This is a genomic window from Solemya pervernicosa gill symbiont, assembly GCF_002020875.1.
In the GTDB taxonomy this organism is placed as follows: Bacteria; Pseudomonadota; Gammaproteobacteria.
This window is the reverse complement of sequence record NZ_MPRL01000015.1, coordinates 1-23,166: the sequence shown is the minus strand read 5'-3', so window position 1 is coordinate 23,166 and position 23,166 is coordinate 1. Positions and strand designations below refer to the sequence as shown.

Below are 23,166 nucleotides of genomic sequence, written 5' to 3'. Positions count from 1 at the left end.
GTTATGAGCACCGTCGCAGTCATCGATTATGGTATGGGTAACCTCCACTCCGTCTCCAAGGCGTTGGAGCATGTCGCCGATGGCGAGCGTGTGCTGGTTACAAGCGACCCCGCGCAGATCCTCAAAGCCGACCGCGTGGTTCTGCCGGGTGTTGGTGCCATCCGTGACTGTATGGGTGAGATCAAACGTCTCGGCATCGATCAGGTGGTGCGCGAGGTGGCTGAGAATAAACCACTGCTTGGTGTCTGCGTGGGTATGCAGGCGCTGCTTGATGAGAGCGCGGAGAACGGCGGCGTTGAGTGTATCGGTATGCTGCCGGGTCGGGTGCGTTACTTTGGTGATGCCTTCGATGCAACTGCTACCGCGGAGCTGAAGATTCCCCACATGGGCTGGAATCAGGTTCACCAGCGGGTAGCGCATCCGATGTGGCGTGAGATTGCCCAGGATAGCCGCTTCTACTTCGTACACAGCTACTATGTAGAGGTGGCCGATGAGTCGCTGGCGGCCGCGAGTTCTGACTACGGTACCCAATTTACCTCAGCGGTAACGCGTGGCAATTTGTTTGCAGTACAGTTTCACCCAGAGAAGAGTCAGCACGCCGGACTGCAGCTCTACGCCAACTTCCTGCGTTGGAATGGTGAGAGTGACTGAGACCCATAATGATAATCTTCAAAAGTTGGAGAGGATGTTGAGATGCTTTTAATTCCCGCGATCGATATCAAAGACGGTAAGTGTGTGCGCCTGCGTCAGGGCAAGATGGAAGATGAGACTATTTTTGCCGATGATCCGGTGGAGATGGCCGCGCAGTGGGTGGAGAAGGGCGCACGGCGCCTGCACCTGGTCGACCTGAACGGTGCCTTTGCCGGCAAGCCGGTTAACGGAGATGTGGTGCGCCGCATTGCCGAGGCATTCCCCGATCTGCCGATCCAGATTGGCGGCGGTATTCGCGATGAGGAGACGGTACAGTCCTACCTCGATATTGGTGTGCAGTATGTGATTATCGGCACCAAGGCGGTCAGTGCGCCGCATTTTGTCAACGATCTCTGTCTCGACTTCCCCGGCCACATCATCGTCGGCCTCGATGCCAAAGATGGCAAGGTGGCGATTGATGGCTGGTCGAAGCTCTCCCACCACGATGTGATCGACATGGCGCAGCACTTCGAGTCAGACGGTGTTGAAGCAATCATCTATACCGATATCGGCCGAGACGGCATGATGAACGGTGTCAATGTTGAGGCGACCGCCAAGCTGGCTGGTTCGATCCATATTCCGGTGATCGCCTCGGGCGGTATCACCAATCTCGATGATATTCGTGATCTGGCCAAGGTCGCTGATGAGGGTATTACTGGTGCGATCACCGGCCGTGCCATCTATGAAGGTACGCTCGACTTTGTTGAAGGTCAGCAGCTCGCCGATGAGCTGGCGGCCGACTAATTCAGATGGGACTCGCAAAACGCATTATCCCCTGTCTCGATGTCGACAATGGTCGTGTGGTGAAGGGCGTACAGTTTGTCGAAATCCGTGACGCGGGTGATCCGGTCGAGATTGCTCGTCGCTACGACGAGCAGGGTGCCGATGAGCTGGTGTTTCTCGATATTACCGCCTCTTCCGATGACCGTGAGACGATCGTACACGTGGTCGAGCAGGTGGCCGGACAGGTCTTTATTCCGCTAACCGTCGGTGGTGGGATTCGCAACGTCGACGATATTCGTCGCATGCTTAACGCCGGCGCCGACAAGGTCGGTATCAATACCGCAGCGGTGTTTAACCCTGAATTTGTTAAAGAGGCGGCCGAGAAATTTGGCTCGCAGTGCATCGTAGTGGCGATTGATGCCAAGCGTGTTAGCGCAGAGGGTGAGCCGCTACGCTGGGAGATCTTTACCCACGGTGGTCGCAAGCCAACCGGAATCGATGCACTGGAGTGGGCCGAGAAGATGGTCGACTTTGGCGCCGGTGAGCTGCTGGTCACCAGCATGGATCGCGATGGCACCAAGATTGGTTTTGATAATGAGCTCTACCGCGCCATCAGTCGTGTGGTGCGCGTGCCGCTAATCGCCTCGGGCGGTGTCGGTAACCTTGACCACATGGTCGAGGGGGTGACCGAAGGCAACGCCGATGCGGTGCTGGCGGCAAGTATCTTCCACTTCGGCGAGCACACCGTTGAGGAGTGCAAGCATCGCATGCAGAGCGCCGGTATCGAGGTGCGACTCTAGATGAGCAGCGCCTGGCTCGACGAGATTAAGTGGGATAGTGACGGTCTGCTACCCGCAATTGCCCAGGATGCTGAGACGGGCGAGATCCTGATGTTTGCCTGGATGAACCGTGAATCGCTGGCGCTTTCAGTTGAAGAGGGACGTGCCATCTATTGGTCACGTTCACGCGGCAAGCTGTGGCGCAAGGGCGAAGAGTCGGGCCATGTGCAGCAGGTCAAAGAGTTTCGTGTCGACTGTGATAGTGATGTGTTGCTGATGAAGGTGAATCAGATCGGTGATATCGCCTGCCATACCGGACGACGCAGCTGCTTTTATAAACGACTCGATGCAGGACACTGGACTGAGGCCGATCCGGTGCTTAAAGATCCCAAGGATATCTACGGTAAATAGCATGAGTGACGTACTCGATCGACTCGCCGAGGTACTAGAGGCACGCAAGCAGGCGGAGCCCGATAGCTCCTATGTCGCCTCTCTCTACGCCAAGGGCCTCGACTCGATCCTGAAAAAGGTGGGTGAGGAGGCGACCGAGACGGTGATCGCCGCCAAGGATGGGGTTGAACAGCAGGTGGTCTATGAAACGGCTGATCTCTGGTTCCATACCCTGGTGATGCTCAAACATCTCGATATCGACCACCACGCCGTACTCGATGAACTTGATCGCCGTTTCGGACTCTCAGGGATTGAAGAGAAGGCGAGTCGGGGTAACAAATGAGCGACTGCCTCTTCTGTAAGATCGTTGCAGGTGAGATACCGGCTGATATTGTCCATCAGGACGATCAGGTGGTGGTGTTTCGTGATATCAACCCGAAGGCGAAAGTGCATCTTCTGGTAATTCCCCGTATTCATGTTACGGGTTTAAATGGTATTAATAGTGAGCACGATGCGCTGATGGCGCACATGTTGCGACTGCTGCCAGAGCTGGCGGCGCGCGAAGGGCTAGAGACCGGTTTTCGTACCATTATCAACACCGGTAAGGGTGGTGGCCAAGAGGTCTTCCATCTCCATATTCACCTGCTTGGCGGCGACGACCTGCCGGGCTTCTGACACAACTGAAGGAAATTAATTATGGGTTTTAGCATCTGGCAACTGGTTATCGTTCTGGTCATCGTACTGCTGCTGTTCGGTACCAAGAAGCTGCGTAATGTGGGTGGCGATCTCGGTGGTGCGATCAAGAGCTTTAAGAGCGCGGTGAAGGATGGGGAGGGCGAGGCTAAGCAGGCCAAGATCGATGAGAAGTCCGATAACATCATCGAGGGTGAGGTCACCGAAGAGGAGAAGGATAAAAACGCCTAAGCAGCTGCTGCGCGTTATATCCACCAATAAACTCCTCGCTGGGTAACTAGACCATGTTTGATATCGGTTTCATGGAGCTCTCTCTGATCGGCGTCGTACTGCTGCTGGTCGTCGGTCCTGAACGCATGCCCAAAGTGGCGCGTACCGCCGGTCACTGGTTCGGCAAGGCACGCTATTTTGTCTCCTCGGTGAAGGCCGATATCGATCGTGAGATTAAGGCGGAAGATCTACAGCGCATGATGAAGGAGCAGGCCGATAGCAGTGGTCTGCACGAGATCTACGATGAGACCAGCACCGCACTCGATGAGGCGGCACTGGATGAGAATCTTGAGATTCTCGATGGTGATGAGATCGCCGATACCCTGGCCGATATATCGTCCAAGTCGGACGATAAGAGCGGCAACAGCCCTGAGACAAAAGAGCCTACGAGTGAGGAGTCGAGCGCTAAATGAGTGAGAACAGCGCTACGCCTGACGACCAGGTCAACGAACAACCCTTCGTCTCCCACCTGTTTGAACTACGCGATCGCCTACTACGGGTTGTATTAGCGATACTGGTCCTCTTTCTTGGCCTCTTTCCCTTTGCTAACGATATCTATGTGATTGTGGCGGGACCGTTGCTGGAGAGTCTGCCGACCGGTTCGACGATGATCGTCACCGGCCCGATCGACGCTTTCTTTACGCCGATGAAGCTGACCCTGGTTCTCTCGATCTACATCGTGATGCCCTTCATCCTGCTCCAGGTCTGGGGCTTCATCGCACCGGGCCTCTATACGCACGAGCGCCAGCTGGTATTCCCACTAATGGCCTCTAGCTCGCTGCTTTTCTATGCTGGCATGGCCTTTGCCTACTTTGTCGTCTTCCCGATCATGTTCCCATTCCTGGTTGGCTACACACCGGAAGGGGCGCAGATGATGCCCGACATTGGACGCTATCTGGAGATCGTACTGAAGCTCTTTTTCGCCTTCGGTCTCGCCTTTGAGGTGCCGATTGCCACCATTCTGCTCGTCACGACCGGTATGACGACCCCGGAAAGTCTGACCGAGAAACGCCCCTATGTGATCGTCTTCGCCTTTATCTTTGGCATGCTGCTCACCCCGCCCGATATCTTCTCTCAGACCCTGCTGGCGATTCCGATGTGGATTCTGTTTGAGGTCGGAGTCTGGTACTCACGCATCCTGGTCAAGCGCAAACGTAAACGTGAGATTGATGAGGGGTTGATCGATCCAGAGGCGGAGAGCGACGTTGATGAGTCCGGTGAGGCGCGTTTTACACCGATGAGCGACGAAGAGATGGACGAAGAGCTCGACCGCATTGAGGCCGAAGAGGCGTTTTACGACGACGATGAGGAAGAGACGCCAAAGAAGAGTTAGTCGTAGCTTGGGTTGAACGAAGTGATACCCAATATATGCCCAAGAACTTAACTGCTGCGCCCTTGGTGGGTTTCTCTTTACACCAAGGAGACTTTCTCGCTTCGCTCAGGGCGCACTCCACCCACCCCACGCTCCTCACACCCCGCATACCCAGCTGCTAGGCTCACCCTATCGAGCTATTTCATTGAGGCCGCGCCATGCGTCTGATCGCAATTCTACTACTCCTGCTCTATCTACCGCTGCTTAACGCGGCCAACACCCTGGCCGGTCACCCCTCTCCCTATCTAGCCATGCACGCTGAAGACCCTGTTGAGTGGCAGGCGTGGGGGCCAGAGGTGCTTGAGCGTGCGCGTCGCGAGAATAAGTTGCTGTTTGTCTCAGTGGGCTATTTCGCCTGCTACTGGTGCCATGTAATGCAGAAGGAGAGCTTCCGTGATCCCGCCGTGGCTGCGCTGCTAAACCGCTACTTCATTGCCGTGAAGGTCGACCGAGAGCTGCAGCCGGCGCTGGATGAGTGGTTGATGGGTTTTGTTGAGCGCACCGAAGGGCGCGGTGGCTGGCCGCTTAACGTCTTTATCACCCCTGCGGGCAATCCACTTGTCGGTACTGTCTACCAGCCGCAGCCCACCTTCAAACGGCTGCTTGAGGGATTGCAGGGACGTTGGGTGAGTGAACATCAATCGCTGGCACGAATGGCTGAAACAGCTGCCAGGGCAATGCAGGCCGAGGCCAGTGAGGCGCAAGAGCCGATGCCTGAGGATGGGGCTGCAGAGCTGCAGCAGCGATTCCTGCAGCAGCTGGATGACCACTGGGACGAGTTTGAGGGCGGTTTTGGAAATCAGAGCAAGTTTCCCTCGGTACCCCAGCTACGGACCATTCTGCACGCCAATGCAAAGGCCACTGACTCAGCGCTTGAGGCATTTCTCCATCTGACACTTAAACAGATGGCTGCTGCGGGTCTGCGTGATCAGGTCGGTGGCGGCTTTTTCCGTTACACCGTAGACCCCGGTTGGCAGATACCCCACTTCGAGAAGATGCTCTACGATAATGCGCAGTTGGCCGACCTCTATCTTGAGGCAGCGGTGCTGTTAGAAGAGCCGTACTATCGCGAGGTAGGGCTCGATACACTCAATTTTGTGCTGCGTGAGATGGCGGGTGATGGTGCCTACATCGCCAGCCTCTCGGCGGTCGATGAGCTAGGCGAGGAGGGTGGTGCCTACTTCTGGCGTAAGGAGATGCAGCGGTTGCTGAGTGCTGATGAGTGGCAGCTGTTAAAGCGCTACTGGGGCGTCGATCTGAGTGGTGCGGCCGAACAGCTTCCACGTCAGACAGTGATGTTGACCGTAGCGGCAATCAGTCTTGGGCTCAGTGAGCGGCAGGCACAACAACGGTTGATGAGTGCGCGTAGCAAACTGATAAAACATCGTCGCCTGGAACAGTTTCCACGTGATGTTAAACAGATTGCGGAGTGGAATGGGCTGCTGCTGACGGCGCTGAGTCGAGCTGTCATGGTGAGTGACCGCAAAGAGTATCGCGCAGCGGCCGAGGGGTTGGCCGAGTTCCTGGCAACACGCCAGTGGGATGGTCAGCAGCTCTTCAGGATGGCTTCGCGCCAGCAGCGTGTTGGTCGCGCGGTACTGGGCGATTACGCCGCAGTCGCTGAGGGACTGGCCTCATGGGCGAAGGTGACTCATTCAGAGCGCTATCTAAAACTGGCGGAAAGAGTGTTGCGTCGAGCATGGCGTGACTTCATGACCGAGCAGGGGTGGCAGTTGCAGGCGGAAGCGCTGGTCCCATTCGGTGTGGCAGAACAGGTGGTGAGTGATGGACCGATCGGATCACCCTCATCGCGGCTGCTAAAGGTGACGCTACAGGTCGCCAAACGGTTAAAGAGTCGAGCGTTACTACAGCGTGCAGAGCAGGCCCTTGGAAAGGGTTACGGTGAGATGAAAGGTTCGCCCTTCTGGTATGCAAGCCAAATCGACCTGCTGGCAAATTACCGCTCCGATTGATCCTCGTAACGTATGCGAATACCGTGTAACAGAGAGAGGGTAATCTCTTCCGCGCGTAGCTCCTTGGGGAAGTAGGTACCGGAGATTTTGGCGCCAAACAGACTGGTGCCTCGTATGTTGCAGTTTCGGAAATCGATGCCGCGCAGATCCGACTGGCGCAGGTAGCTGTCAGAGAGATCAAGGCCGTCGGCAATCATTCCCCGCAGATCGAGTCCGCGTAGGTCTGCGCCGGTGAGATCACACGTTGCACCGGCACGGATCTGTTCATTGAACTCTTCGACCTTACCGTGACGTAGTAGCTGGTAGAGTGGATCGTCTCGTATCTCGGGTGTACTCATGTGATCTCCATTCTCAATAGGTGTGGCTGACTATAGATATAGCACGATCCTCAGCGCTGGTATGCAGCCTCGTTGTCGCTGTGCAGTATGTGATAGATAGCAGGTAGCAGAAAGAGGGTTACAAGTGCCGAGAAGGAGAGACCAAAGACGATGCAGACCGCCAGAGGGCGTAGCATCTCAGCCCCTTCACCGAGCCCGAGTGCTAACGGAAGCAGGCCGACTATGGTGGTGAGGGTGGTCATCAGGATAGGGCGCAGGCGGATGCGAGCCGCCTCAACAATCGCCTCCAGCAGCAGGCTTCCCTGTTGCCGCAACAGCTCAATGGTCTCCACCAGCACGATGGCGTTGTTGACCACAATACCGACCAGCATGATCACCCCGAGCCAGACCGGCATTGAAAGGGGCAGCTCAAGCGCATTGATGCCGGTGGCGACACCGATCAGGGTGAAGGGGATGGCGAGCAGGATGATCAGTGGATTACGTAGCGACTCATATTGGACCGCCATCACCACAAAGACGAGAAATAGCGCCAGACCGAGCAGCATGGTGGTGGTTGTCTGACCGCGTTTAAGGGTTTCAGAGGCGCCCGCTTCGTAGATCACGTAACCCTCGGGTAGCTGAAGTTCGCTGAGTCGTGAATCGATATGCTGCAACACCTCGCCCAGCGTGGCGCTGCCACTTAGTGATGCGCTTACCTCGACGATGCGCTGTTGGTTGTCGCGCATGATCTGAGCGGCGGCAGGGACCAGCGCGATCTGTGCCACCTCACGCAGATGGATCGCCTGCTGTTCGCCATTATTGGTGTAGAGCAGGAGTTGCTGAAGCGATTCGATACCGCTGATCTCGCTGCGTGGAAGTCGTACGCGGATATCGTAGCTGCGGTCGCCCTCAAGATAGTCGGTGACGATACGCCCGGTGATAGCGAGTTGGATCGCATCGGAGATCTCTTTGGCACTTAGCCCCAGGGTAGCAGCGCGGTCACGATCAATGGTGACTGCCAGCTCCTGGCGCAGCTCCTCAGAGGAGTGGCTCAGGTTGCTGATACCCTCAACCCCCTGCAGCTGATCTACGATCTGATAGGCGAGCTCATCGAGTCGATCAAGGTCGGGTCCCTGCAGGCGCATGCTGATGTCGTCATCGCCGCTGCTGATGCGGATGCCGCGTACCCCTCGGGTTCGGATGCGCACCTTAATGCCGGGCAGCTGCTGTTTGGCGACCAGTTTGCGCATCTTCGCCACCCAGCTATCGGTGTTGCTGTCGCGTTGACTGCGTGGTGTGAGCTGTACCACCAGGCTGCCGCGATTACTCGACTCATACTGTGAGCGACCAAAGATAAAACCACCGACGGTAGAGAAGATTGAGACCACCTCGGGTTGCTCATTGAGTAGCGCCTCAATGGTGGCGACCTGCTGATCCATCTCAGTCATGGTGATGCCGCTGTCACCGGTGATGTGGATGTTGACGTTGCCATCATCAAGGCGCGGCAGGAAGGTCTGATTCTCGCCAAGGATGCCCTGCAGCGAGATGAAGAGGGCGGAACAGAAGAGTGCGACCATGAACACTCTGCGTCCAGTGCTCGCGATGACTCGCTCCAGGGTGTTGCCGTAGCGTAGTTGCAGCGCCCTGATCAGGGTATCGATGTGTTTTCGCAGAGGACTGATCTGACCGAGGGGCACCCGCACCGCAAGTGAGGGTACCAGCGTGAGTGCTACCAGTAGTGAGGCGAAGATCGCCGCCGAGATGGTGAAGATCAGCTCGCGAAATAGTAGCCCGATCAGACCGCTAATGAAGAGAAAGGGGAGGATCGCCGCGAGGTTGGTTGAGGTGGAGGCGACGATGGCGCTGTTGATTTCACCGGCAGCATGGCGGCCTGCCTCATCCCACCGCTCCCCCTCGCGCTGATGGCGGTAGATGTTCTCCAGCATCACGATGGTGTTATCGACCAGCATTCCGATACCGACGGTCAGGCCACCCAGGGTCATGATATTGAGGGTCAGTCCACCGACGTCCATCAATATAAAAGTTGCTGAGACGGCAATTGGAATCACACTGCCGATGATCAGGGTGCGGCGCAGGCTGCCAAGAAAGAGGTAGACGACAATCATCGCCAGCAGCGCACCACTGCTAGCAGCAATGACCGTATTGTTGACCGCCTGACTGACGTAGATGCTCTGATCGGAGACCGCCTCGATGACGATATCCTCGGGAATTAGCTGCTGCGAGCGGAGCCAGTCGAGGCGTGTGTGGACCATCTCGGCGACATCAAGGGTATTGGCGCCGGGCTGTTTCTGAATTGAGAGCTTGAGGCCAGGGCGGTCATTGAGGCGTACCCGTAGTCGTTCATCCTCGTGGCTGTCGACCACCTGAGCGACCTCATCGAGGCGAATGGTGCTGCCATCGGGCAGACTTATCGGCAGGGCAGTGATCTGCTCGATGGAGGTGAAGCGTGCGCTGGTGCGGGTCGGCAGTTCACGCTGCGGTAGGTAGAGACGCCCCCCCGGTGCCTCCAGGTTGCCCTCCTCGAGGGTGCCGATAAGGTCGTCGAGTTTTAGCCCCAGTCCTTCAAGACGTCCCTGGTCGGGCAGTATCTGGATCTCGCGTACCAGTCCACCACCGACCTCAGCCGCCGCGACCCCCGGCAGATTGAGGAACCACTTGGAGAAGGTGTAGTCGGTCCAGCTGCGCAGCTCGACGGTACTGCGTTCATTGGAGCTGATAATGAATTCGAGTATCGCGATCTGCGCCGGGTCGCGTTTGTAGATCACCGGTGCATCGATGGTATCGGGCAGAAAGCGTTTGGCTCGGTCGAGACGGGTACTGGCATCGCGCAGCGCCAGGTCGATATCTTTTCCGTAGGGGAAGGTGAGGTCGACTGAGGAGCGTCCCTCAGTGGTGCGCGACTGGACGCTGATCGCATCCTCAGTGATTGCCAGCTGCTCTTCAAGCTGGCGGGTAACACGGTCTTCCATCACCTTGGCGGGGACGCCGCTGTCGAGAATCCGTACTCTTACTTCGGGGTAGATCAGATGCGGCAACAGATCGACGGCAAGGCGCTGCAGGGCGGTCATGCCCAGAACCACTAGCGCTAATACCAGCATGATGATGCCGATCGGATGGCGTATCGCCCAGGCAGCGAGACCGCCGCTTCGTTCAGAGATGGCGCGCTGAATGGTAGCCACTAGTTTGCTGCCTTACCCTTCTCTGGTTTCGATTTGCCGGGTTCGATGACTGCCTTGCCGGGACGTAGACCGAGAAAACCGCGTGTGATGATCTGGTCGCCCGCGCCGAGTCCGTCGAGAATCTCGATACGGTTGCCGAGATGAATTCCCGTGACCACCTCAACCTGCCGAGCCTTGCCTTCGCCATCGACACGGTAGACGAAACTGCCGCTACGACCACTCTGGATTGCGGTGGCTGGTAGCAGCAGTCGTTCGGCGAGATTGGTGCTGAGGGTGATACGACAGAGCTGACCGGCACGCGCACCAGCGGGAACGGGTTTGATCTCAACTTCTATAATGCCCTGACGACTCTGCTCATCAAGGGTGGGGTGGATGCGGAGGATAGTGCCGGGGAAGGTGCGCTCACCAAGTGCATCGATGCGTACATCGAGCGTATCGCCGGTCTGCAGTGCGGGTAGCATCAGTTCGGAGACGGCTACCCGCGTAATCAGCGAGGCGGGGTCGATCAGGGTCAACAGGTGGGTGTGGCGAGGTGCGATGTCGCCGGGTGAGGCGAGGCGTGCGCTGAGAATGCCATCAAAGGGGGCGCTGATCAGGGTGTACTGCAGGCGTGTCTCGAGTACTCGCTCCTCGGCGCGGGCGACATCAAGCGCAGTGCGTGTGCGTGCCAGTTGGTCATCGGCGGCAAGCTTCTGTTTTACCAGTCGTTCAATGCGTTTCAGATCAAGTTCAGCCTGGCGGCGAGTAGCGCTCGCCTTGTCGAGCTGTGCCTTGAGGAGATCGCGCTCCATGCTAACGAGGCGATCGCCTTCGCTGATCTGATCACCCTCAAAGAAAGGTAGCTCAACGATACGACCATCCTCCTGGTTGTGTATCTCAACCTGGCGGCGCGCCTGCAGGGTGCCGGTGAGGGTGGTGCGGTGCCCCGCCGTCTCAAGGCTGACATCGATCGTTTCGACCAGATGCGCCTGTTTGGGGCGTTTTTTGTCGCCATTGGCCTGCTGATCACCGCAGGCAGTGATCAGCAATGCTGTTGAGAGTGTGAGTAGGTATATGAGTCGTTGCATAGGGCTGGTGGTTCTTCTTATTACCGGGAGCGTAGCAATCATCTCTTTCCTTGGACAGCGATTATTGGTAAAAGTGTACAACTCGCTCGGTATCAGTTCTATGTCGCGCGATTTGATAGGAATCGCCGCCATGGATTGGGTCTTTGAATGATGGCGGATACCACGATAAAAATAGATAAAGATGGATGGGGATGATAATGATAAGAAGCTTTTTCTCGCGCTGGTTCTCTCTTGCACTTCTCTCGGTAGCTGTCACCGTTTCACAGGGCGTACAGGCGGAGGATGAGGAGGCGCTGGTCTTCTCGACCGCACCGACCCATTCGCCGGAGAAGACGGTGCAGCTCTACACGCCGCTGGTTAATTACCTGAGCGAGGTCTCTGGACAGAAGATCGCTATCGAACCGGCTCGCAACTACCTCGAATACACCAATAACATGCGTGAGGGTGAGTACGATATCGTCTTTGATGGTCCTCACTTTGTCGGTTGGCGCATGGAGATGCTGGGTCATGCACCGTTGGTACGTCTGCCGGGCGCAATCCGAATCGTAGTGGTGGTGCCTGAGAGCTCTAGTGTTACTGACATCAAAAAATTGAGCGGCAAGAAGGTCTGCTCTTTCGCATCACCCAACATGCTTACTATGGCCTTCCTACAACAGTTCGATAATCCGGTGCGTCAGCCAGTAATGCTCTCGGTGAAGGGCTTCAAGGGGCTGGTCGAGTGTCTCAAGGCGGGCAAAGCCGAGGCAGCAGTACTTCGTGATAAACACTGGGAAAAGATGGATCAGGCTGGCTTCAAATTGCTCTACGCACCTGAACGCAGCTACCCAGAACGCACCATCTCCATTACCGATGAGGTTGATGAGGAGCTTCACGAAAAGTTGACCACGGCGCTTCTGAGTGAAGAGGGTCTGGCAAAGGCCGCGGGTCTGCTGGAGACCTTTAAGCGCAAGAACTTCGTCGCGGCCAGCGAGGATGATTATGACGGTGTTGGCGAGCTTCTCGATCCTATTTGGGGATTCCAGCTCGAACGATAGTTACATCTTCAATGTTAAAAAAGGCTGCTTCGGCAGCCTTTTTTGATGTCGCATAGAGATGAGGTTAGGGTTGTTCGGGTTGGTATTATTCAATTTGGTTTAGCCATGATTCATCCTCTTCATACCCTAGCTTGATTAGGTGTCTCCCAGCTAAATTATTGAATGCTTGGGCGCTATCTGCATTGAAGTGGTTTTTCCAGTCTCCAATAATTCCCTTTCTAATATGTCTATCACGACGGCCGGTAGCATGATGTGAAATGTCATGTTGTTCAATAGCGCTTGTCAGTGTTTCGTCTGAAAGGTCAATTTCATAAAAGTCTACTATCTGCCTCATTGTCTCTAACGGAGTCAATTTCATATCCTCATAACGGATGACTAAGCCGTTGGGGTTGGATAGTGCAGCGTCAATAAAGTCCTGTAAGAGAAGTGGTGGTGCAAAAGGCTTGGTAAGCATACGACTAATGAACTGTTTGAGATTGTCTTTTACATTGTCGTAGTTATCAAACGAAAACTCCTCCTTCATCTTTATAACGCGACCTGCGTTGTTCATTTCGTTTGTAAAAAAACAGTGAAAATAGTTCGAGATGATTACATCACGAGGATCTCTCAATACATATATCTGTTTAGCATTGGATGAATCAATTAGGTGTTCGTGAAGTACGCTCCTCTTGAGCGAGAATGGAGTGAGTTTATTAATGCGAGTACTGGTAGATATTAGTTTTGCTATCCATGTACCTCCGCTTCTTGGATACTCATTTACGATGATGTCTTGAAGGTTGGTATGTAGATAGTTGCGATGTAATTTGTATGTGAGTAGTTGGGGTAAGTTCCCAAGTTTTCGCAAGATTTCAGATGTCTGATTCATGGTGATTGTTGTGTTTCCAAAAATGTCTGTGCTGATTGTACCCCTGTGAGAAGTAAAAGGCTGCTGGTAGATGGATGTTTGCAACGCATTGTTTGGTAAGGCGTTATTTGTCGGGGCGCGGATTGTAACGCTTGTTTACAACCTGTTGATTGTCTGGGTTGTAAAATCTTCATGTGAAATTTAGAGCGACCAATACTGTGGTCAGCTCTCTATCACGCTATTCGTGATGCCATGGGCCGTACGGGTGGCTCTGTTTGATAGGTTGGAGGACAGCAATGCTGATTGATGACAAGACGGCTGAAGAGATTATTCGTGGTTTCCATATTCCAGCAAAACCCGAGGTGTTGAGTCAGATTCAGCGGCTTGCGAATGAAGAAACCCCGATCCATCCCCGGGGAGTCGCTATTTTTGCGAAAGTTTGTTTTGGGCATCCAAGCCCAAGCATCTACGTCGTTCGCTCACGCTCTCAACTACGAATATACAGACGGCGTCGACTATCGCGGACTAACCGCCTTCGCTTCGCTATCCATGGCGGTCAGCGAAGGTGGCTGAGTGTGTGGCGAGTGACGTGGGCCTGTCTGCCGCGATCCTGAAGACTATTAATTCACCCTACTATGGACTCTCACGCATGATCTCCGATATCCAGCAGGCGGTCATGCTGTTGGGTACACGTTCAGTGGCCAATCTGGTTGCGACCCACGAGATCAGACATGCAATGAATCAAAAGTCGTGCATCTCCCATGAGCGGTTCTGGGATGAGGCGACAGATGTTGCAAAGACCATGGTTTACATTGGCAAAAAGACCGATCAAAAAGTGCAATTCGAGGAGCTGTATGCGGTGGGGCTTTTCCATGATTGTGGTATCCCAGCAATGGCAAACAGGTTTGATGACTACAAGAGTCTATTGATTGAGGCGAATGAGAAGCACGATGCGACGATCTCTGAGCTGGAGGAGGAGCGATATAATACCAACCATGCGGTCGTTGGTTACTTCATCGCTAATTCATGGGATCTACCGCGTGGACTCTGCGAACTGATCCTCCGACACCATGAAGAGGATGCGCTTGATCAGTCGAGTGACGAGGCTTTTGTCACGATGTACTCCATTCTGAAGATGGCAGAGAATATTGTTGAGCGAACCCGTCGTTTTCACTCGAATTCGGAGTGGCTGTGGGTAAAGGATGGTGTGTTGGAAGCGCTAGGTTTAACCAGCCTGGATTACAGCGACCTTGAGGATGATGTCAGTGAGTTTGTACTCGTTTGAGGTGGTAGATTAATAGCGATGCCAGTCATTCATTTGAGCGGTTCTGCCTCTTTAGGCTCTTGATCTGAGTGGCGTCTCTATTGTCGTCACGGTTATGACGAGGTTTGTAACTGCTCTTCAATCCACGGATAGGTCAGTTCAACGCCTTTTTTAAGCAGTTCACTCACTTTCCAGCCAATCATTTTTTCATAGAGTCGGTTGTCTGAGTTGCGTCCACGTACTCCAAGAGGGCCTTCGATGTGACGTAGCGTTAATGATTTTCCAGCGACCGCCATAATCATCTCAGCTAAACCGTTGATAGTGATCATCTCCTCGGAGCCAATATTGACTGGCCCCGCCCAGTCTGAGCGCATGAAACGTGTGGTTGCTTCAAGGCACTCATCTATATATAGAAATGAACGTGTCTGTTCCCCGTCGCCCCATATCTCAATCTCACCTCCATCATCAGCCTCGGCAACCTTGCGGCACAGTGCGGCGGGTGCCTTTTCGCGACCATCATTCCATGAACCCTCGGGGCCAAAGATGTTGTGGTATCGGCCGACTCTAACCTGCATGTCATAGTTTCGCTGGTAGGCGAGGTAGAGGCGTTCGCTAAAGAGCTTCTCCCAACCATAATCACTGTCAGGCTGGGCTGGGTAGACCGTGCTCTCCTCGGTGGTGGGGTCGTTGGCAGTCTCCTGATTGAATTCCGGATAAACGCAGGCTGATGATGAATAAAAGATGTGTTTATTGTTGCGCTTACGGCAGGCTTCGAGCACGTTGAGGTTGATCATGGCAGAGTTGTGCATGATGTCGGCATCGTTGTCGCCGATAAAAACGAAGCCAGCCCCTCCCATGTCGGCAGCAAGCTGGTATACCTCGGTGAAAGGCCGATCAATTACATGACTGCAGAGGTGTGGGTCGCGTAGATCGCCGACGACGAAGTCATCGGCTTCTGTTGCTGCAAATTCAGGAAATTTCAGATCGACTCCGCGAACCCAAAAACCCTCTCGTTTAAGGCGTTTGACTAAATGACTGCCAATAAATCCGCCAGCACCGCACACCAGAGCACTCTTCATATGTTGTTATTCCGATTTTAGATGGGATGATGTTTTTTTTTCGAGCGGATAGCCTAACTGATATCACGGTTTTGATACAGATAAGATGATTGTTTCAGAGTGCGTGGTAACTTGGCGCGTGATCGGTATAGTGATCAACGCAAGTGATATCAGCTCCAAGTGCAAGCAACAATGAGTCGTTATGATAGGTGCCGTAGTGAAGGGTGGTAGTGAAATTCAGGAAGATTGCGAGCAGGGCTTGTTCGAGATCCGTATTAATCATGCTAATGCGGGTTTTTTTGCGTATGTGACTTTTGTTATTAACCAGTTACTCCACTGTGAACGTGAGGGGTATACGCCTGTGGTCCATTTTGGCTCATGGTCTGAAAATGGTAGCAATGCCTATTACGATCCTGAGTATGGCGAAAACACATGGGACTACTATTTCGAGCCGGTGGCAGGCGTTACCTATGAGGATGTTGAGCGGCGATTGGTTGATCCGGATGACTCTTTGCAGGGTGGTGATCTGCATCGGCTGACGAACAGTGAGCTATGGCATCTGCATGCAGGCGATGAGCGAAGCGTTTTTGCCTATCCGTATGGAGTCTTCAAAGATAAGGTCGAGCTTGATGAGGCGTGGTATCGGGACAACAGAGAGCGGGCTCATGCTGTTATTCAGAAATACATCCATCTCAAGCCGCATCTGGTTGAACTGCTCGAGTCGTTCGTAGAGCGGCTGTTTGCGGGTCACAAAGTGCTAGGTATACATATGCGTGGTACCGATAAAGGCACGGCTGACTCTGCAACGCAGTTGATGAAAATCATTCCACCTAAGCAATATTTTCCATATATCGATCGATATGTCCTGGAAAATCCAGAATGTAAAATATTTGTTGCAACCGATCAGGTTCAATATCTAGATGAGATGCGTACGCGATATGGTGATCGCGTTCTCTCGCTCGATGTGTCGCGCTCAAGACGCTCTATAAATGCATTCCAGCAACGCAAGCAGGGGAGTGGCTACATCAAGGGTGAAGAGGTGTTGCTAGATTGCCTGCTTCTGTCGCGCTGTGACTTTTTGTTGAAGTGCTGTTCTGCGGTTGGAGAGTTTGCAATCTACTTTAATCCAGAATTGCCTTGCATCGACTTGAATCATGAAATGATGGGCGTTTCGTTCGTAGATAAGATTCGCCACTACTGGGCACAACAGAGATACAAGATTCTTCGTAAGTGGGATAAGTGGCACCGAAAACATGGCCGAGTCTCTTTTCTGAGCTACCGAAAGAGTAAGACTGAATGATTAGAACGGTTAAGAAATGGCTTAATTTAAAAAAACTGTGGTTTGATTTCAAAGTAAGAGAGAAGAAACGAAAGCGAAGTGAGAGTGAGGAGCGTTACATTGAGGCACCGAAAGTCACCTTCGTTATCCAGTCGTTCAACCACTGTGACAATATTAAGATGTTGGCCGAAAGGCTACAGAGTCTTCCCTATCAGGAGTGCATCGTCTGTGAGGATGGCTCGGTTGATGGTTCCCTTCGGCAGTGGCTGAAATATTTCAACCGCCCGAACGACTTTGTCATTCACTCAAACGATCTGCACGAGATTAGAACCTATGACCGTGCGCTTCGTTATGCCAATGGTGAGCTTGTCTGCCTGTTGCAGGATGATGACGCCCCGCCCTCAACGTCCGCTTGGTTCGATGAAGCGGTATCGTTATTCAATCGCTATCCAGATCTGATCGTGCTCGGTGGCTGGCTCGGTTTTCAAGGTATTGAGTCAGATAGTGTTGAACAGAAGCAGTATTGGTCTGCTGGTGATCTTACTAACCAGTACAAAAAAGAGGCGTTACACAGCGAAGGTGGAGGACCAATGCACCGGTTTGTCGAGGCGATCAATGTAGGACCCGTGTTTATACGCCGGAAGGCGTTTGTTGATATGGGGGGTTTCGATCTGGATTTTTCTCAAGTGGGTTGGCCGGGTATCCATTTTGACGTCGCGCTCTCTTTACAGGTATGGCTGCAGGGCGGCCAGGTGGCATGGTATGACGCGGGATTTCGTCAGGCCGGAGCTAGAGGTACAGAGAGCTTTGGCAATCTGGATAGGCGTAAACAGCAGCTAATTACGAATCATAAGTTACTGGTTGAGAAGTTTGGCGAACAAATGGCCGATATCCAGAAACGAGTTGCTGAGTCGGAAAAGGCGAGAACGGACTGGGCTTGATGTGGATATGATCTTTTATCCGGTTGAGGACGGCAGATGAAGACAGAGTGGCTTGTCGTGGGTGCGGGTTTGACCGGTGCGACATTGGCAGAGCAGATTGCAACCAGGCGTGGAGAGTCTGTGCTGGTTGTCGATCAGCGCAATCATGTGGCTGGAAATGCCTTTGATGAAGAGGATGAGTGTGGGATAACCGTGCATCGATACGGCCCCCACATATTCCACACAAATAGCCGTGTGGTGTGGGACTATCTTTCGAAATTTACTGAATGGCATAGCTACAGGCACCATGTGCTTGGTTCTATTGATGGTGAGTATGTGCCGTTACCTGTAAATCTGAATAGTATAGAAAAGCTGTTTCCCAAACAGATGTCGCAACGTTACATCGAAAAGCTGTTAAACACATATTGCAATGGTGAAAGGGTACCGATTCTTCAGTTGATGGAGAGTAGTGATTCGGATATTAGGGCATTCGCTGAATCGGTCTATCAGCGTGTGTTTGAGCAATACTCACTCAAACAATGGGGGGTGGAGCCAGAGCAGTTGTTGCCATCGGTTACAGCGCGTGTTCCAGTCTCGCTTTCTCGTGATGATGGTTACTTCCAAGACACCTACCAGGCGATTCCGGTGGGTGGATATACCGCGATGGTTAATAATATGCTCGATCATCCGAATATCGAAGTAATGTTAGGGGCTGAATGGGAAGAGATACAAAGTAGGGTTGAGTATAAGCGGCTGGTTTTTACCGGCTCGATTGATCAATATTTTGGCTACAAGTTTGGACGGCTGCCTTATCGGAGCATCGACTTTAAATATCAAACACTGCCGATAAGCAGATTTCAAAAAGCTGGAGTGGTCAACTATCCGAATGATCATGACTACACGCGGGTGACAGAGTTTACCCAGTTGACGGGACAATCATCCACATCCACTACGCTGTTGTATGAATATCCAGTTCAACATGAACCTGGCATGAATACCCCCTGCTACCCGATGCCAATCAGGGAAAATAGATCGCTGCTGCGTCGCTATAAAGATGAGGCAGAAAAGATCAGTGAGTCTGTGCTGTTTGCGGGCAGACTGGGTGACTACATGTATTACAATATGGATCAGGTTGTCGCCAGAGCCTTGAAGCTGGCGTCTACGCTTTGATTCCGATACGCCTCTCTACGAGTAAAGCATTTGCGAATGAAAAATAGAGATAACCGCCGTATCAATGATAGGTTGCTTGATCATGCATTGGGTCTACTAAAAAAAGAGTCGAGACTTGAGTATGTAGGTGAGTATGGCTCTGAGATGATGACGTTTGTCCCCTTTGTCGCTTGGCTGAAGCAGGAGGGGCATCTCAGGGGGCGGAGAATAGTTTCCTACAATGGAATGCGTCCATACTATTTCTTTCTCGATGAGGATGAGTTTGAGGAGAAGGATGAGCCCCGTCGGTGCTTGCCCGTGCACGAGCGATACTGGCCTTACTGTAATGAGTTTGATGGCGTAGTTAATCCCTGGAAAGTCTATATCGATTACCGAGGGCATTACCGAAGTAGTCAATCCCGGGGTGAGCGGCCGACACTGTTTGTTCAGAATAAATTCACGGTTGAGTGGGATGTTGGCCCGATAAATTACATGCCGCTATATGCGCTTGAACGATTGATGGATCTCACTGCCGATCGTTATCAAGTGATCTATAGTTGTCCTAGAATTCCCCTTTCGGGTTATTCCGATGATCATAACTCGGCCTGTCACTATCCGGATCGTGAGATTATAAATCGATATAATCATGTGACCGACCTTGAGCAATCAACGCTGGAGTCTGGCGGTGATTACAATCGTACAAAACTCAACCTGCTCGCCGATGCACAGGTGTATGTGGCGGTGCAGGGTGGTGGAGCAAACATTCTTCCCTATTTTGGAGGTTCGGTATTATTCCTACTCCATCAAAAGGGAAGAGAGTATCCCTACACCTATAAAAACGGCGCCTATAAAAGTTTGTCTGAATCACCCCCGGAATTAATGTTGGCGAGAAATGCAAAGGCCTTTGATAAGGGGCTGCGTGTCATTGAGTATCTTGAGAGTGTCAAGGGTGAGCTTCGCCTGCCTTCACCCTACCGACTATCATCGTTACCGTGGTCGGCAAGAAAGAGCATTATCAAACTTTGCAGTTGATCTTCAGTCGATTTGCTGGCGAAGGCGATTATTATATTTTGATTCGAGTGCGTGATTGCATAGGTATTATTTATTGAGTCGTTGAGAGTGAGTCTCTTGCTGATTATTAGAGCGATTTTAATAATATGCAGATCAAACTATCGCTACTTCGCAATCAATAGTGAGGCGTTACCGAGTTCGGCCCAGATGGTGTTAAATCGGTCACGCTTCATCACGTAGAAGCCCTGCGCAGGGTCCATGATGGCGACCTTCTCCTTGTTAATCCCTATCACCGCAATGTAGTGGTTGTACTCCTCGGCGAGAATGCGCACCAGCCTGCGCGTAAATTCGAAAGGGGTCTCGATATATGGTCTCGGTTCGGTGCGCACGGCGACTATGACCGGGCGACCCTTGGCGATCATCTGTTCGAGCAACTTACCATTTGCCTTCAGTACAAAGGCCTTCAAACGCGAGTGCCTCTTAACAATTGTCTTGAGTTCGGCCAGAGAGTAACCCTCTTCGGTGTCGGCAGGGGGGTGATCCACAAGCATGGTCTGCTGATCGATGGGCGAGCCCCAGAAGTCGGAAACACTCTGGATGACCGCAACACCGCAGGTCACAGCGCTCTCCTGTTCGACGTAAGGGACCTTTATATAGGTCATGCCAGCAAACTCTCTCTGAAACGCCCTCTCGCCGCTCTCTTTGATTGGCATATTGATGCAGCCACTCATTAGCAGGCTGATCAACACGATGGGCAGAAGGGTGAGTGTGCGTAATGTCATGGGCGTGATCTGGCTACTCGGGTGGTGGATTGAAAAAGGCCATCGTGGTGAGACTCAACACGATGGCCAATAGTGAAGATATTTAATGGTTGCTACTCGGAGATAGCGTACACCAGTACGGCGACAGAAATGACCGTAACGGCGATGATCGCCTCGTCGCTCATCTCGCCGGCCTTAACGGTAGCTGCCTGTTGAGATTTTCGCTCCAGAGATGCGAGAGCATTCAATTCGCTGCCACTCAAGGAGTGAGCCTGTGTGACTGGGGTGCCGCTAACTCGAGCCGGACCAGCCTCTGAGGCGTAGAGTGGAAGAGAGCCAAAGAGCATGAACACGGCAAGAACAGTTGAGACTAATTTCTTCATGATTCTCTCCTTTGTGTATCTGGTCGTTGAACATTGGTGCCGGAATCGTCAACAACAGCTACAACCCCTCACCAGCCAAATACCACAGAAAAGCAGATGTCATAGACACGCCCTTCTGAACTAAGTGTAGTCATTGCAGATTAGATTGGTATATGAACAACCGTGATTACCAACTCTGTATTGTCACGGTGGATGAAAGGTTATTACTCATTGGAATCTAGTTGAAGATACCTGAGTTGAAGGGATATTGTGCTTAACTCTTGAGGATGAGTGAACTGATCAGATTCTATTCTGAGTTAACGTTTAAGGGTTTGTTAGCATCGAAGCCGATCTTTGGTCGAACCAGAACCGAGCTTCCTTGTTCTCTGGTTCTGTCGCGCTGAACTCCTGTCCAGATTTCCAGATGCACCTGATTATTACCGAAGTACCATCAACTTGTTATGGGCATAAAAAAGGCCCCGTTAGGGGCCTTCTGCGCAGCATAACTACAACGGTATATTAAAAGCTGTGAACAATGCCTAGAGAGAAACCACTTTGATCGCGACCACCACCATCACCGAGTCGATCGCCATGATCGACACCGCCGAGATAACGTTCTGAATCATCGTCATTCTCAAGTGATGCATACATGCCGTAAACGGTAGTGCGCTGACTCAGTGCATGATCGAGGCCGATGGCCCACATGGAGGCTTCATCGAGATCTTCGCCACTCGCAGGCAAGCTGGATTGTGTCGCTGTAGTGTAGAGCACCTTCACGGTGTTGTTGCCGAAGCCCTGAGTTATATAGGCGGCCCATGCATCGCGGTCTATTGGGGCTGCGCCATCGATATTTTCCCACAGGAGACCAACGCCCGTGTCACCAGCGTTAAAGGAGGCGCCAATCTGGATGGCGTCGTTACTAACAGCGTCGGTACAGCCTGACCAATGGTCGTTATCCCAATAGTCCGCATTGCTACAGAGCGAGGCATCGTGGTTATGACGCTCAAAAGCTGCGCCAATCATCAGGCCACCACTTATATATGTACCACTGATGCTGAAGGCATCAAGGTTGTTGTTGTCTTCATCACCGGGAACTGCCCAATCGGTCACATAAGCGCCCACCACTGTAAAGCCGCCCATGTCAGGCGAAATATAGGCGACAGTGTTAGGGGTAGTTAAATTGAAATTGTCGGCGTAATCGTCCCTGAACAGTTCATTACCTTCTGCGTCGGTGCCCATTATGGTGGCAAGGTCGGCTAGTGTGCCGTCGAAAACGTCAAACTGTGATTGGAAGGTGAAGTATGGGGTGTCTGCTTTACCGGCAATAACAGTACCGAAGTTGCCGGAGAGTCCCAGATAAGAGGGTCCAGTAGCCCATGTGTCACCACTCTGTTCATCAAGAGTAGTGACGCTGGTAACCTGCCAAACGGCCTTCATACCGCTGCCAAGATCCTCATCACCGCTGAAAACAATGTTTGAAAAATTGCTTGAGACAGATGAGTTGTCGCTATCGGAGGTTCCTCCGTCATCGGTGGAATCGATAGACATGTGCATCGTTCCAGAGATTGAGACGTCCGCAGATGTGATGGCTGGTGCAGATACCAGGCTGGCGACTAGCAGTGAGAGTAGCTTCCTATTCATGAATTATGATTCCTTGAGAAAATTGTATTCGTTGGCAAGAGTATCAATATTGCAACATCAGTGCAATATTGATACATGCCAATGCGGAGCTGCTCATTCAAGCATGAAGCCAGAGTTAATTTTTCGTGTTCTATGTGGCCTCATTCAGGCCAACTCGATCTGATGAGAGTAGAAGAGAGTGTGTGAAAACTGCGGGTGTAGGGGATATGTCGACTGAGATGGCTGTGAGGCTAAACTTGTCTCCATGCCTAATTAAGAGAAAACAAAAACCTCACACGCTGACCGCCATGGATAGCGAAGCGAAGGCGGTTAGTCCGCGATAGTCGACGCCGTCTGCCTATTCGTAGTTGAGAGCGCGAGCGAACGACG

Annotated in this window: 25 protein-coding genes; 17 read left to right on the top strand and 8 right to left on the bottom strand. The window is 52.7% G+C overall.

The annotated features are described in order from the left end of the window. Positions 1-3: 3 nt before the first annotated feature. The 10 genes from hisH to BOW52_RS05315 all read left to right on the top strand — a co-directional run bounded on the left by hisH (position 4) and on the right by BOW52_RS05315 (position 6,890). Positions 4-651: an imidazole glycerol phosphate synthase subunit HisH gene (gene hisH / locus BOW52_RS05360; RefSeq protein WP_078483067.1), complete on the top strand. Its 648-nt coding sequence runs from the start codon at positions 4-6 to the stop codon at positions 649-651. A 42-nt stretch (positions 652-693) separates the two neighbouring features. Beyond that, the gene (gene hisA, locus BOW52_RS05355; RefSeq protein WP_078483066.1) at positions 694-1,434 is read left to right on the top strand and encodes a 1-(5-phosphoribosyl)-5-[(5-phosphoribosylamino)methylideneamino]imidazole-4-carboxamide isomerase; all 741 of its coding nucleotides are present in this window, start codon (positions 694-696) and stop codon (positions 1,432-1,434) included. Positions 1,435-1,439: 5 nt separating this feature from the next. Further along, a complete protein-coding gene (gene hisF / locus BOW52_RS05350) occupies positions 1,440-2,213 on the top strand; it encodes an imidazole glycerol phosphate synthase subunit HisF (RefSeq protein WP_078483065.1) in 774 nt (257 codons plus the stop codon). Further along, complete coding sequence (gene hisI / locus BOW52_RS05345; protein WP_078483064.1) at positions 2,214-2,603, top strand: phosphoribosyl-AMP cyclohydrolase; 390 nt, start codon at positions 2,214-2,216, stop codon at positions 2,601-2,603. It begins immediately after the preceding gene. 1 nt (position 2,604) lies between these two features. Further along, positions 2,605-2,925, top strand: a complete 321-nt coding sequence (locus BOW52_RS05340) for a phosphoribosyl-ATP diphosphatase (protein ID WP_078483063.1) — start codon at positions 2,605-2,607, stop codon at positions 2,923-2,925. Next, positions 2,922-3,257, top strand: a complete 336-nt coding sequence (locus tag BOW52_RS05335; RefSeq protein ID WP_078483062.1) for a histidine triad nucleotide-binding protein — start codon at positions 2,922-2,924, stop codon at positions 3,255-3,257. The genes BOW52_RS05340 and BOW52_RS05335 overlap by 4 nt, the downstream gene beginning before the upstream one ends. A gap of 21 nt (positions 3,258-3,278) precedes the next feature. After that, positions 3,279-3,506, top strand: a complete 228-nt coding sequence (tatA, locus tag BOW52_RS05330; RefSeq protein WP_078483061.1) for a Sec-independent protein translocase subunit TatA — start codon at positions 3,279-3,281, stop codon at positions 3,504-3,506. A gap of 53 nt (positions 3,507-3,559) precedes the next feature. After that, complete coding sequence (gene tatB, locus BOW52_RS05325) at positions 3,560-3,958, top strand: Sec-independent protein translocase protein TatB (RefSeq protein WP_078483060.1); 399 nt, start codon at positions 3,560-3,562, stop codon at positions 3,956-3,958. Further along, the gene (gene tatC / locus BOW52_RS05320) at positions 3,955-4,878 is read left to right on the top strand and encodes a twin-arginine translocase subunit TatC (RefSeq protein ID WP_078483059.1); all 924 of its coding nucleotides are present in this window, start codon (positions 3,955-3,957) and stop codon (positions 4,876-4,878) included. The genes tatB and tatC overlap by 4 nt, the downstream gene beginning before the upstream one ends. A 197-nt stretch (positions 4,879-5,075) precedes the next feature. Continuing rightward, complete coding sequence (locus tag BOW52_RS05315; RefSeq protein ID WP_078483058.1) at positions 5,076-6,890, top strand: thioredoxin domain-containing protein; 1,815 nt, start codon at positions 5,076-5,078, stop codon at positions 6,888-6,890. Here BOW52_RS05315 and BOW52_RS05310 read toward each other — a convergent pair. From BOW52_RS05310 to BOW52_RS05300, 3 genes are read right to left on the bottom strand one after another with little or no spacing between them, the layout of a single operon-like run. Beyond that, on the bottom strand, positions 6,875-7,228 hold the full coding sequence (locus BOW52_RS05310) for a pentapeptide repeat-containing protein (RefSeq protein WP_078483057.1): 354 nt from the start codon (positions 7,226-7,228) through the stop codon (positions 6,875-6,877). The two genes, BOW52_RS05315 and BOW52_RS05310, sit on opposite strands and share 16 nt — an antisense overlap. A gap of 50 nt (positions 7,229-7,278) precedes the next feature. Next, the gene (locus tag BOW52_RS05305; protein ID WP_236725648.1) at positions 7,279-10,407 is read right to left on the bottom strand and encodes an efflux RND transporter permease subunit; all 3,129 of its coding nucleotides are present in this window, start codon (positions 10,405-10,407) and stop codon (positions 7,279-7,281) included. Further along, complete coding sequence (locus BOW52_RS05300) at positions 10,407-11,474, bottom strand: efflux RND transporter periplasmic adaptor subunit (RefSeq protein ID WP_078483056.1); 1,068 nt, start codon at positions 11,472-11,474, stop codon at positions 10,407-10,409. Before BOW52_RS05300 ends, BOW52_RS05305 begins: the two co-directional genes overlap by 1 nt. Before the next feature lie 197 nt (positions 11,475-11,671). Between BOW52_RS05300 and BOW52_RS05295 the strand changes: the two genes are divergently transcribed. Then, positions 11,672-12,508 carry a phosphate/phosphite/phosphonate ABC transporter substrate-binding protein gene (locus BOW52_RS05295; protein WP_172840183.1) on the top strand — a complete coding sequence of 279 codons (837 nt, stop codon included), beginning with the start codon at positions 11,672-11,674 and terminating at the stop codon, positions 12,506-12,508. Between the two features lie 85 nt (positions 12,509-12,593). Here BOW52_RS05295 and BOW52_RS05290 read toward each other — a convergent pair whose 3' ends face one another. Continuing rightward, entirely contained in the window at positions 12,594-13,373 is a 780-nt protein-coding gene (locus BOW52_RS05290) for a sulfotransferase domain-containing protein (RefSeq protein ID WP_135622066.1), read from the bottom strand. Between the two features lie 408 nt (positions 13,374-13,781). On the opposite strand from BOW52_RS05290, the gene BOW52_RS16960 reads away from it, so the two are divergent. Beyond that, positions 13,782-13,925: a hypothetical protein gene (locus BOW52_RS16960; protein WP_172840181.1), complete on the top strand. Its 144-nt coding sequence runs from the start codon at positions 13,782-13,784 to the stop codon at positions 13,923-13,925. A 4-nt stretch (positions 13,926-13,929) separates the two neighbouring features. Then, positions 13,930-14,637, top strand: coding sequence for an HDOD domain-containing protein (locus BOW52_RS05285; RefSeq protein ID WP_172840179.1), 708 nt, complete (start codon positions 13,930-13,932; stop codon positions 14,635-14,637). Between the two features lie 92 nt (positions 14,638-14,729). Here the strand turns inward: BOW52_RS05285 and BOW52_RS05280 are convergent, their stop codons facing one another. After that, complete coding sequence (locus BOW52_RS05280; protein WP_078483051.1) at positions 14,730-15,695, bottom strand: NAD-dependent epimerase/dehydratase family protein; 966 nt, start codon at positions 15,693-15,695, stop codon at positions 14,730-14,732. 181 nt (positions 15,696-15,876) lie between these two features. Between BOW52_RS05280 and BOW52_RS05275 the strand changes: the two genes are divergently transcribed. From BOW52_RS05275 to BOW52_RS05260, 4 genes are read left to right on the top strand one after another with little or no spacing between them, the layout of a single operon-like run. After that, entirely contained in the window at positions 15,877-16,974 is a 1,098-nt protein-coding gene (locus tag BOW52_RS05275) for an O-fucosyltransferase family protein (protein ID WP_078483050.1), read from the top strand. Beyond that, positions 16,971-17,894, top strand: a complete 924-nt coding sequence (locus BOW52_RS05270) for a glycosyltransferase family 2 protein (protein ID WP_078483049.1) — start codon at positions 16,971-16,973, stop codon at positions 17,892-17,894. Before BOW52_RS05275 ends, BOW52_RS05270 begins: the two co-directional genes overlap by 4 nt. A 36-nt stretch (positions 17,895-17,930) precedes the next feature. Beyond that, a complete protein-coding gene (gene glf, locus BOW52_RS05265; protein WP_078483048.1) occupies positions 17,931-19,043 on the top strand; it encodes a UDP-galactopyranose mutase in 1,113 nt (370 codons plus the stop codon). Positions 19,044-19,079: 36 nt separating this feature from the next. Next, positions 19,080-20,054, top strand: a complete 975-nt coding sequence (locus BOW52_RS05260; RefSeq protein ID WP_078483047.1) for a hypothetical protein — start codon at positions 19,080-19,082, stop codon at positions 20,052-20,054. A gap of 143 nt (positions 20,055-20,197) precedes the next feature. On the opposite strand, the gene BOW52_RS05255 is transcribed toward BOW52_RS05260, so the two are convergent. From BOW52_RS05255 to BOW52_RS05245, 3 genes are all read right to left on the bottom strand, one after another. After that, complete coding sequence (locus tag BOW52_RS05255; protein WP_078483046.1) at positions 20,198-20,815, bottom strand: cysteine peptidase family C39 domain-containing protein; 618 nt, start codon at positions 20,813-20,815, stop codon at positions 20,198-20,200. Between the two features lie 92 nt (positions 20,816-20,907). Beyond that, positions 20,908-21,177 (bottom strand): hypothetical protein, encoded by a 270-nt coding sequence (locus BOW52_RS05250; RefSeq protein ID WP_078483045.1) that lies wholly within the window; start codon positions 21,175-21,177, stop codon positions 20,908-20,910. 498 nt (positions 21,178-21,675) lie between these two features. Beyond that, positions 21,676-22,797, bottom strand: coding sequence for a porin (locus tag BOW52_RS05245; protein ID WP_078483044.1), 1,122 nt, complete (start codon positions 22,795-22,797; stop codon positions 21,676-21,678). Positions 22,798-23,166: the final 369 nt, after the last annotated feature.

Excerpts from the sequence above, each read along its gene's own strand:
- hisH (WP_078483067.1), top strand. The coding sequence starts at position 4 with ATGAGCACCGTCGCAGTCATCGATTATGGTATGGGTAACCTCCACTCC.
- hisA (WP_078483066.1), top strand. The coding sequence starts at position 694 with ATGCTTTTAATTCCCGCGATCGATATCAAAGACGGTAAGTGTGTGCGC.
- hisF (WP_078483065.1), top strand. The coding sequence starts at position 1,440 with ATGGGACTCGCAAAACGCATTATCCCCTGTCTCGATGTCGACAATGGT.
- hisI (WP_078483064.1), top strand. The coding sequence starts at position 2,214 with ATGAGCAGCGCCTGGCTCGACGAGATTAAGTGGGATAGTGACGGTCTG.
- BOW52_RS05340 (WP_078483063.1), top strand. The coding sequence starts at position 2,605 with ATGAGTGACGTACTCGATCGACTCGCCGAGGTACTAGAGGCACGCAAG.
- BOW52_RS05335 (WP_078483062.1), top strand. The coding sequence starts at position 2,922 with ATGAGCGACTGCCTCTTCTGTAAGATCGTTGCAGGTGAGATACCGGCT.
- tatA (WP_078483061.1), top strand. The coding sequence starts at position 3,279 with ATGGGTTTTAGCATCTGGCAACTGGTTATCGTTCTGGTCATCGTACTG.
- tatB (WP_078483060.1), top strand. The coding sequence starts at position 3,560 with ATGTTTGATATCGGTTTCATGGAGCTCTCTCTGATCGGCGTCGTACTG.
- tatC (WP_078483059.1), top strand. The coding sequence starts at position 3,955 with ATGAGTGAGAACAGCGCTACGCCTGACGACCAGGTCAACGAACAACCC.
- BOW52_RS05315 (WP_078483058.1), top strand. The coding sequence starts at position 5,076 with ATGCGTCTGATCGCAATTCTACTACTCCTGCTCTATCTACCGCTGCTT.
- BOW52_RS05310 (WP_078483057.1), bottom strand. The coding sequence starts at position 7,228 with ATGAGTACACCCGAGATACGAGACGATCCACTCTACCAGCTACTACGT.
- BOW52_RS05300 (WP_078483056.1), bottom strand. The coding sequence starts at position 11,474 with ATGCAACGACTCATATACCTACTCACACTCTCAACAGCATTGCTGATC.
- BOW52_RS05295 (WP_172840183.1), top strand. The coding sequence starts at position 11,672 with ATGATAAGAAGCTTTTTCTCGCGCTGGTTCTCTCTTGCACTTCTCTCG.
- BOW52_RS05290 (WP_135622066.1), bottom strand. The coding sequence starts at position 13,373 with ATGAATCAGACATCTGAAATCTTGCGAAAACTTGGGAACTTACCCCAA.
- BOW52_RS05280 (WP_078483051.1), bottom strand. The coding sequence starts at position 15,695 with ATGAAGAGTGCTCTGGTGTGCGGTGCTGGCGGATTTATTGGCAGTCAT.
- BOW52_RS05275 (WP_078483050.1), top strand. The coding sequence starts at position 15,877 with ATGATAGGTGCCGTAGTGAAGGGTGGTAGTGAAATTCAGGAAGATTGC.
- BOW52_RS05270 (WP_078483049.1), top strand. The coding sequence starts at position 16,971 with ATGATTAGAACGGTTAAGAAATGGCTTAATTTAAAAAAACTGTGGTTT.
- glf (WP_078483048.1), top strand. The coding sequence starts at position 17,931 with ATGAAGACAGAGTGGCTTGTCGTGGGTGCGGGTTTGACCGGTGCGACA.
- BOW52_RS05260 (WP_078483047.1), top strand. The coding sequence starts at position 19,080 with ATGAAAAATAGAGATAACCGCCGTATCAATGATAGGTTGCTTGATCAT.
- BOW52_RS05255 (WP_078483046.1), bottom strand. The coding sequence starts at position 20,815 with ATGACATTACGCACACTCACCCTTCTGCCCATCGTGTTGATCAGCCTG.
- BOW52_RS05250 (WP_078483045.1), bottom strand. The coding sequence starts at position 21,177 with ATGAAGAAATTAGTCTCAACTGTTCTTGCCGTGTTCATGCTCTTTGGC.
- BOW52_RS05245 (WP_078483044.1), bottom strand. The coding sequence starts at position 22,797 with ATGAATAGGAAGCTACTCTCACTGCTAGTCGCCAGCCTGGTATCTGCA.